Source organism: Pseudoalteromonas sp. MelDa3, assembly GCF_002863625.1.
Taxonomy (GTDB): domain Bacteria; phylum Pseudomonadota; class Gammaproteobacteria; order Enterobacterales; family Alteromonadaceae; genus Pseudoalteromonas; species Pseudoalteromonas arctica.
In genome coordinates this window covers 1-9,297 of the sequence record NZ_PJBR01000244.1, presented here as the reverse complement: position 1 = coordinate 9,297, position 9,297 = coordinate 1, and the positions used below count along the sequence as shown (strand labels likewise).

General features: G+C 38.0%; 10 protein-coding genes. 3 read left to right on the top strand and 7 right to left on the bottom strand.

Annotated features, from left to right (window positions below; all coding sequences use genetic code 11):
• From CXF89_RS20370 to CXF89_RS20360, 3 genes are all read left to right on the top strand, one after another.
• Nucleotides 1-788 (top strand): recombinase RecT (locus CXF89_RS20370; protein WP_145990859.1); only part of this gene is annotated, 788 nt, incomplete at its 5' end.
• Between the two features lie 61 nt (nucleotides 789-849).
• The gene (locus tag CXF89_RS20365) at nucleotides 850-1,878 is read left to right on the top strand and encodes a hypothetical protein (RefSeq protein ID WP_121955608.1); all 1,029 of its coding nucleotides are present in this window, start codon (nucleotides 850-852) and stop codon (nucleotides 1,876-1,878) included.
• A gap of 19 nt (nucleotides 1,879-1,897) precedes the next feature.
• Nucleotides 1,898-2,917, top strand: coding sequence for a hypothetical protein (locus CXF89_RS20360; RefSeq protein ID WP_121955607.1), 1,020 nt, complete (start codon nucleotides 1,898-1,900; stop codon nucleotides 2,915-2,917).
• On the opposite strand, the gene CXF89_RS21120 is transcribed toward CXF89_RS20360, so the two are convergent.
• Genes CXF89_RS21120 through CXF89_RS20335 form a run of 7 tightly spaced genes read right to left on the bottom strand, consistent with a single transcriptional unit; the run spans nucleotide 2,859 to nucleotide 9,194 of the window.
• Nucleotides 2,859-3,428 (bottom strand): hypothetical protein, encoded by a 570-nt coding sequence (locus tag CXF89_RS21120; RefSeq protein ID WP_145990858.1) that lies wholly within the window; start codon nucleotides 3,426-3,428, stop codon nucleotides 2,859-2,861. The two genes, CXF89_RS20360 and CXF89_RS21120, sit on opposite strands and share 59 nt — an antisense overlap.
• 8 nt (nucleotides 3,429-3,436) lie before the next feature.
• Nucleotides 3,437-4,168, bottom strand: a complete 732-nt coding sequence (locus tag CXF89_RS20355) for an HDOD domain-containing protein (RefSeq protein ID WP_121955606.1) — start codon at nucleotides 4,166-4,168, stop codon at nucleotides 3,437-3,439.
• Nucleotides 4,169-4,171: 3 nt separating this feature from the next.
• Nucleotides 4,172-6,742, bottom strand: coding sequence for a TraC family protein (locus tag CXF89_RS20350; protein ID WP_121955605.1), 2,571 nt, complete (start codon nucleotides 6,740-6,742; stop codon nucleotides 4,172-4,174).
• Between the two features lie 19 nt (nucleotides 6,743-6,761).
• The gene (locus CXF89_RS20345; protein ID WP_121955604.1) at nucleotides 6,762-7,505 is read right to left on the bottom strand and encodes a TraV family lipoprotein; all 744 of its coding nucleotides are present in this window, start codon (nucleotides 7,503-7,505) and stop codon (nucleotides 6,762-6,764) included.
• Nucleotides 7,495-7,653 (bottom strand): hypothetical protein, encoded by a 159-nt coding sequence (locus CXF89_RS21260; RefSeq protein ID WP_180961434.1) that lies wholly within the window; start codon nucleotides 7,651-7,653, stop codon nucleotides 7,495-7,497. The genes CXF89_RS20345 and CXF89_RS21260 overlap by 11 nt, the downstream gene beginning before the upstream one ends.
• A complete protein-coding gene (locus CXF89_RS20340; RefSeq protein ID WP_121955603.1) occupies nucleotides 7,650-8,417 on the bottom strand; it encodes a thioredoxin domain-containing protein in 768 nt (255 codons plus the stop codon). Before CXF89_RS20340 ends, CXF89_RS21260 begins: the two co-directional genes overlap by 4 nt.
• The gene (locus CXF89_RS20335; RefSeq protein ID WP_121955602.1) at nucleotides 8,418-9,194 is read right to left on the bottom strand and encodes a DsbC family protein; all 777 of its coding nucleotides are present in this window, start codon (nucleotides 9,192-9,194) and stop codon (nucleotides 8,418-8,420) included.
• Nucleotides 9,195-9,297 lie beyond the last annotated feature (103 nt).

Genomic DNA, 9,297 nt, shown 5'->3' with positions numbered 1-9,297 from the left:
CCACGTATGAAACTAATAAAATTGACCGTTCATTTGATGTGAATGAAATCAATAGCCAATTACGTGAACTATTTGCTTGGATAACCTCTCAAGTAAACAAGCAAAAATTGTATAGCAACCGTAAGCCTAGCTTTGACAGCATTAAAACTAAAGAATTAGCCCGCTGCATTCTTGAAATAGCCAATATGGGCCTATCTATTAATCCATATGACAAAGAAGCCTATTTGTTTATTCATTGGGAATCTCACTGTGAACAAGTATTTCCAACTGTACAAATTGGTATCCAGGGCATGAATCAGTTCTATGGTGCCTGTTCAAAAATCAAGTCTACAAACTTCAGTGTTGTACATGATGGCGATCAGTTTGAATGGTACGGTGAAAACACGCCACCGCGTTTTATTCACTCATATACAACCGATGGAAACACCATTGTTGCCGCATTCTCTGTAATAACCTTTACGGATGGTACGTTCTATTGCTCATATATTGGTACTAGTGAAATTCAGTCTATTATTTCTGAGAAAACTCACATGGCAGATGAAGCTGGAATAAGTGCTTGGGTTAACTTTACCAGTCGGTGTGTGCGAAATGTCATTTTACGCAGAACATTTAATAGTCTTGCAAACTTATTAGGCTTACTACCGAATAACAGAAGTATTAATGACTCTGGTGTTGTTGTAAAGGTTGAACAACAAACGCCGAAGGTAACACAAACTAAGAATTTGAAAGAAGAATCAGTGAGTGATGAGGATTTTGCAGCACTCTTAGCCAATCAATTAGATCAGTAGTCAGATTATTCAAATGGCCTATAGTGGCCATATCAATATGATTAATTAAAGGGTAATTATCGTGCGTAGAATTATTATATCTATAGCTGAGCACTACAAAAGCAATAAGACAGCAAAAATCACCAATTTTGTTCAAGGTGAATATAATCGTGTAATTATTCACGAAAACACGCCTATTTCTTTGCACGAGGTCAATGAATCGGACATCTTACTTGCCCTTAACGAAACCTTGTTAAATTTAGAATTGGATTTAAACGAATTACTCGATTTTGTGAGTATTGTGCCCGCAATTGACCGTTCTACAAAACAACTGACTGCTGTTGTAGAACTAAAATCAGCGTATTTTCGTCAACTGATTAATTCAAGCACGAAGACAAAGGTTCATGAGGACTTTATTTTATACACGACTGATATGTACCAGCTTTGTGGTAACGATAATCATATTAATTATCGAGAGTTACCTAAAAAGCCTGACAGTGAAGTTATTGCTGCATGTATCAACTTCGATATAGATAAAAGTAAAGGTTCGTGTGGGCTCTCTCTTAAAGAACTTGAAGCGATTAAGAGACTCTACATAGATATAAAGTATGGCGGCTTCAATGCATTTAATGATGATGAATGGCTCGATATATACAAAGCGTCAACCTACAGACGCGCACTAGAAGATGATGCATTACAATGCCCTGAAACAATTCTTGGTAAACCTGTGACTGTTAAGTACAAGATAGCGGTAGAAATGCATAACGTATTTTTCCGCAAGCAAGAAAGAGCTGATTCTTTAATTAAGAATGATTTTGGTCGAGTAATTGGAAGAAAAACCAATCTTTTCTCCCCTGCTGAATTAATCCAACAGAAAAACTTACCGCGTTATGGTGGATTTAAAATTTCAACATCGCGTGACCAAAGTGCCACCAGCCCTATCGATAATAATGAGGTTGCTTTAGACCCATTTGATATGGCGAATTTTAATCATGAAACATTGGTAAATAACAAACGTAGTGAAATTGAGTCTGTGAAAACTATTTCACCGGCAGAACATGAATATATAGAATCGTCTGAAGAACTCTTTGTTAGCGATTTTCTTTGTTAAATAATTTGAAGTGAAACAAATGAATATTAAAACTCGTGTCATATTAAGATGTAATGAAAATGAGCGCAAATCAGTACGCATAATGGTGTATGAAAACGACTCTGAGTTTTTCATACGTTTAGATTTATGTGGTATGGGTTTGAACTTTGAGTATGAAGAATTTACCGCTGGTGGCTTTAAACGTGAACATTTGGTTTATGAACGCCTTGAGGAAGAAATTACATGTTTAGAGCAAATTAATTTTGAAGTTGCCAAACGTGATGATAATACAGTCCAAACATTAGAGCTAGAGCAACTAAAATCGAAGCCTATCATGACTCTGTCGTACGCAAAGCTAGATGACAAGCAAATCAATGGCCTTGTAAATCATCCATGCTTAGAACTCTATTCAGGCATTCAGTCAGTCGTTGTATTTGATGAGTTTTACAATGTTAGATTCTATCCAGCGAACAAAATTGGTATTGAAGGGGCTGCACTCTCCTTGCCAACGACATATACGAACATGATTAAGGTTGCTTTTAAGAGACTTGGCTTGGGTTACACGATTGTAGAAGGCTTCTATTCAGCAAGATTTGGGTTTACAGCCGTTGATGCTGCGATAGTGAATGGTAAAAAGCTAATAAATACTCCTTACAGCGAACGTTTTAAATTAATGAATAGTATTGTAAGTAAGGTTAATTCCAGTTTATTTAAAGCCGGTGACTTAAAAACATCGAGTCGAACTAATTTAGGCTGCAGCGCATATTCAGTTGTACACAGTTCGGTTTTATTCCTTAAAAAAGAAAATTCAGTACCATTGTCGTTGATGAATGACGTTGATAGTAAGATTGATACTCTTATTATTGATGATTTAATGCCTGAGCGAGCCTCTTTGCACTTAGATGGGGAGTTTATCGAATGTTTGAATATAACTACTGGTGTTATATGTAAAAGACCTAGTGTGTTTTACGGTCGGTCTAATTACAATTTTTTTGAATATGCTAGTGTTGCGTGTGTTCGGACTGAGAATGATGTAAGGGAGCCTCTGATATTTTTCTAGCTAAGCCTATATCACGTTGCACTATCTGTGATAAAAGTTGCGCAGATACAGTAAAATCCTCTATGGTTTTACAAAGATTGTCACACCTAACCCCACCATATAAATCAAAATGCCGGCGCGCTTCTAAAAAGTGCTTGTCTCCATCTTTCGTTATTAGGAGTTTTATATCGTGGTTGTTTTCGTTTTGCTCGTTGACCCATTGATATGGTAAAGATGCTAACTCACATAGTCGTATACGCATGAGAAACTGTTCTATGTAATTATTATGATGCCATTGGCCTGAAACAGAGTTTAGTACAATGTAACCCGCCTTTGGTCTGTCAATGGTAAAGTGATAGCCGCTCTTTTGTAGGTAATTTGCGGATATTTCTACTTTTCGCCCTTTAAATGCATTTTCTAAGAAAGCCATCATCTCCAAGCATGAAACTGCATCTATAATACTATCACGGTTTTCAAAGTATGAAACCGCAGATTGTATTGCTTCAACATGTTCAAATATATCTACACTCATGGTGCTCCTTAGGGGCTAAATTCTAGGTTACAAACTTGTTGTTGAGTTGCTTCCCTTGATACCTTTGCCCACGCTGCCGCAGCAATATATGAGCTTTTTGAAGTATCTTCCTCAGAAAAGCTTAGTATCTCAACACGAACACCCATTGATGTTTGAATTAATTCTGCCATCACTGGCTCCGGCGTTAATACATAACGTAGTAATTCTTTGGTCATTTTAATATCAAGATTTGAACACGCAAGAGCCTTTGCGTAACAAGATAAGCTCAATAGTAAAGTTTTATTAGTAATTTCAAATAAATTTATATTTTGCGTCTCTTTATTTAAAGCCATCGCTTCTAAAAGGGCTCTTTTAGTATTGAGCTCTATCTTTGAGAAAACTTTCTTCCAGAAACCATTGAGCTTAATGCTCACAGATTCCATTTCTAAGTTGAGTGCTATTCCTTGTATACATTTTTGACCTATACGAGCTACGCACTGTGCGGGATCGGTTATAGGTGTTTTCCTTTTGTATCTTAGCGTCTTATTCGCAATTTCAATTATCTTCGATAGCACTGCTCCATCTGTGTGAGCCAACTGCACTACCTTCGCACTGTCAAAATCTTGATTGAAACAAGCATTTTTTAACTCAGAAATCACCTTGTTGTTGGCTTTAAATAAACTTCTGCCAGCGCCAAATAGACGCCGGACTTCTAAAGTAACAAGGGATTCATTACTCAAATTTAACATTTCAATTGTCACTATTTACTGGCGGTTGTCTTCTAACACCATTTGGTCTATTGCTTCCATGAAAGAGTAACCGTTATCGATTAGCTCTTGCCTGCGCTGTTTTTCATCAGCATTAGTGGTTAATGTTAGCTGTATACGTCTGTCTGTATATAACCGGCATACTTGAGATTGCCCTTCATACTTAATAAAAATCTCTGAATAAGCAATATCGGTCCTAGATGGATCAGGCTGTACCGTATGTGTTGATTTTATCAGTTTAAAATCTAATTCACTACCAGAGTATGCTTTCTCATTTTGTAGTTTTTCTACAGCTTCTTCTCTTTGTTTGAGTAAAAGTAGCCAATTTGAGTTATCAAGTATTGCTCGACCTACATCTGAGCTATAACCATCCATTACGGATTGAGTGATTAGCCCACCAGCAGCATTATATTTTCTAAAGCGTCGCCAAGCTGTTTCTAGGAATTGACTGAAAAAACCAAGCCTTGCTTTTGTTGCTTCATCGCCCTTCAAGTATTCCCAGGCCTCGTCAAGGAGGAACATACGGCGACGTGCTTGCCCACCAAGGTACATTGTTTGCTGTATTGACATGATTACAGACATTAACGCAATTGTTTGTAAGTGCGGGTCGCCTTTTAGTTCCTCGAGCTCAACTACTACTAAGCGAGAAGAAAAATCGACTGGCGGCTTTTCTGGATCAAAATACGCGCCATAGTAGTACCCTTTACAAAATGGTTTAAGCTGGTGGCCAATTTCTCTCACCGCTTCATGTTCACTATTTACGCACAGGTCATAGTAATCATCAATACAGGCCTTATTACCTTTGTCATTCCATAACGCTGTTAACAGGGTCAACATTTGTGAGCTTTGAAAGTCTGATATTTTTCCTGAAGGTGCGGCCATGGTTTTTAATTGTGCTAGGCATTGTATACCTTGACCTTCTTCACCATCAAATTCATGAATATATGAAAATGGATTTAGTGTATAAGCCAAGTCTTTGTTGAACACTAAGAATTGTGCTTCATGCAACTGCTTTGCTAGACCCTCATAAGAACGACCCACGTCAATTACAAATACTTGAGTTCCATCATCGAAATCTTTGTTTTGTGCTGGGTTATCGGGATCATCTTGTAACTTAACGCCTGAAGAAAGCATATTTGCAATGAGGTATCCCGTAAAGAAAGACTTACCTGCCCCAGAAGTAGCTGCAATATAGAAGTTATAGTTAGTTTGTGATTTAAAAAAGTCAATATTTACTAACTGACCTAACCGTGACGTTAATAATAGTCTTGGTTCTGAGGTGTTACCCGCCCAGCTGCCCATATGGGGGGTCAAGAAAGGAAGTGCTTTTGAAGTACACACGTTATAACGGCCAGATAGATTAACTACTTCTTCACTCAGTCCCATTGGTAGTGAACTTATGAACATAGGTACTGTAAAAAAGTGATTATCAACCAGCGTGCAACCTTTACGCTCGTAAAACGCAATAAGCTCTTCTGCAAATACGTCTGCTCGCTCTTCATTTTTAGCAAACACATTTACTTGCAGTGCATACTTAACAATGGTTGATTTTTCTTGCTCTATCTCACGGTTTATATCGTTAAAGTCTTTATTTTGGAAGCGTAATCGGTCAACCCATTGCACTAGCTTGCCTTTTGCCTGCGAGTTTATAAAGCTACGTTTAGATTTAATATCTTTAATAGCTTTCACTGCGTCTTCATAATACATATTAAGTGTGATCATGAAGTGCTCTGTCAAAGGTGCTCCCTTACCTTCTAGCCAATCACCAAGCAAGTCCATCATTTGACCATAAACCATATTTTCTGGCATTTCAGTTACAGACAACGATTTTATGTATTCACATTCTTTATCTTTTTCATCTAGTATTTTTATACCATTACTTTCAATCTCAACTCGTTTACCTGGATCTAAAATCTGATCACGCATTAAGCCCGAAGATTGTGATTTTTCTTTAAAGTGTGGGCGTGTACGCCATTTGTCTTTATTGAACATGTTGAACATAACACGTAAGCGACGACGAAACCCTATATCATCAAGCTCAACAGCGCCTAAGATTGACAGTGAGCGTAAAACGCGCTTTTTGACATCTTTGGCTACAGTCAGCTCATTACTTGTTGGAACAAGCTGCTTAATAGGGATTTTTATAGTGAATATAAACTCAAATGTTCTAAAAATAAAATCAGATTCATTTATTCCCTCGTTTGTACCTTTGCGATAGAAATCATGAACAGCTTTTGCAATAGAGGAAACTTGCTCTTGGTCTTTACCTAAGTAGCGTCCGCTTCGTGCTGCACGAAAACCATATAGCTGATTTTCAATATCTGGGCTTGAAATTAAAGATGCCTGTATTAGCGTTCCTTTTGGGAATTTTGTTTTATAAATACCAGTTAAGCTATTTAAAATTTCACGATTACCGCCGTTGGTGGGCATTGATCTAAATGCAAACCCAAGATAAGGCCCTTCTAGTAAAAATAATTTTTCATCCTCCCAATATTCTAAGTACGGGAACAAATCAGCAAAAGCTTCGTGCTTTAATAATTTTTCATTACGGCGGCGAAATGCAGACATTTTTAAAATACCCCTTTAATTACTTTCTACGGTTGATTGGGTTTACTACTTCCATAGCATCGACTCCGTTTGAGCGATTACGAGCACGGTTGAATTGCTCTTCACTACGGCGTTTTACTTCTAACGGTACTACCCGAGAAGGTCTGTCGTTTGCTGCTTCGCCATAACTCCATCGTCTTGGTGTAACCTCAACAAATGTATATCCTGGCATATGTAATAAACCGTCCGAATCAGTATACGAGGCAATTAATACACGCATAACTTGAGCAGGCTCAAGCGTTGCTAATGGTTCAGGTGCGAGTGGTTCATTATTGCTTGGCCACTGTTCATATTGATTTTGTTGGTATGAAAAACGGGTTTGCGGTAGGGCTTCCGGTGTTTGGTAATTATCGGGTGTTTGCTGGCCGTCTCCACGCGCAGCATAGGTTACGCCATTGTCCGTATTACGCTTACTAGATTTATTTTCAAGTTTAGTTGTTTTGTTTTTATTGCTAATAACTTGCTTTGTTTCACCATCACTCTCGTACAATGAAACGTGATTTGTGTTTTGGCCATTGCGGTATGCGTTTAGCTCTTCTTGGGTTAGGTTCTCAAGACTAACGCGGTTATTCGTTAATTTATAAACATCACGAGGTCCACCACAGACACCGCCTTTTTTTAAATTTGGGCAGGTAAATTCTTCTTTACCTAGTGAATTAACACACCCTTGAAGGCTTAAAGCACTAATTACCAGCGTTAAAGTAGTTAAAAGCTTAAATTTCATTGTAAGTCCCTAAATCTGAATGATTACACATGTTATTTGTTTGAGTGAGGTAGCGTGGGCATTGGCGCGGATCAGGTTCACTGCCAATTGGTGACATACAGCCACCTAATGCACTTACCAAAATTATTACTGTTAATGTTTTAATCATAATGATTCCAACCATTTATCTAATTCAATGGGCGCGCCTTTCGACACAAGGCCATCTTTTCGTACAACATGCGGTAAATTGGTGATTTTAAAAATTTCCTGCATATAAACAGTAAACATTAAATTTTGGTCAGGGCAGCCTTCATTAGTGTCCAAGAATGATTTGCTTGTGTTGTTAGCTAAATCTTCTATTGCAAGGTCTCTATCTGGTGCACACAGTATGCTCATGCTGCGTTTTACTGCATCCTCTCCACCAATCAGCGGCATCATGACAAATACGAAATGGTATTTTTCTTTGTTAGCGTTAATCTTTGCTACAAATTCTTGGGTATGTTTTGCTGTTGGATCACCAAAAATAACGCCTTGGCGCGGTATATCTGGATTGCCCAGAACAAGTGAAGCTAGGTCTTTTTGGAAGTCGAATTTCATTTCAGATAATGGCATGCGTAGTGTATCGCGCACATCGTCAACAGTTTTAAGCGTTTTTCTATGCCATACGTCCTTTATAGTTCCTTCAATAGCAAAACGACCGTCAGAACTAATGATATAACTTCCACTTTGAGCTTCGACAAAATACAGGCGTGAAACTGGTAGTTCTTGAATAGCGTTTACAGCGCCGTACTTTCCTAGATCACGTTTTGTTTGCTCTGCAAATTCAGTTCGTGACGGTATCGGTAATTTAACTTCATCTTTATTTACTTTTTCTTCTGCAAAAACAGAGTTGCTTAGAAGTGCCGCTATAATGGAGAGTGTTAGTAATTTCACTTAGTTCAAGCCTCTAATGTTTTTAATTAGATCATCAACTGGAGCATATCCACGTTGCACTAACTGCCCATCAATTGAGAAAACGGCGGGCGTTCCACTTACACCTAAACTTAGACCCAGTGCAAATTGCTCAGGAATTGTGTTTTCGCACGTACTTCTTGGTATGTTCGCTCTGTGAGCTGCTGCGTCTAATGCTGCTTTAGGGTTTTCGGCACACCACACATTCTCTAATTTGTAATACGCACCAGTGTACTGCGCTTTATTTTGTTGGTTGTATACGCCTTGTCTTGGCCATGCTGCATAGTGCACAGTTACACCCGCTTGGTTGAAGTCATCGACCTCATTATGAAATTTTGTGCAGTACGGGCATGATGTATCATAGAAAACTACAATTTCACTTGTCTCGTTTTCAGCCTTGTATGTAATAAAACTTTCTTTTAATTCAGCAATTTTCTTTCCATTTTCTTTTGCTAAACGTGCTTTAGTTAAATTAGGAAGGCCTTCTTTAGCTTCGTGAACATTACCAGCAACAATATATTTTCCATCTTTGGTGGCATAAAACACGCCTTTTTCGGTGACAACTTGAACCATGTTAGGAAGTGGTGATTCTTCAATTGCTACAATTGGAATTGGCACAAGCTTTGTAAAGTTATCTATAGCGGCTTGCAGTACAATTTCTGCTTGGCTTTTTTCAACTTTTACGCCTTCGGCATTCGCTGCTAACGAAAATGTAACGCTTAATGCAAGCGTTACCATATTCTTCATATTTAACTTCATAATTAAGGCCTATCTAATGTGATTAGGCCTATTTTTACATCCAGTAAGTGGCTTTGCTAAAAATACAGAGGGTATAAAGTGCCTCTCTAATTATTTAAATACT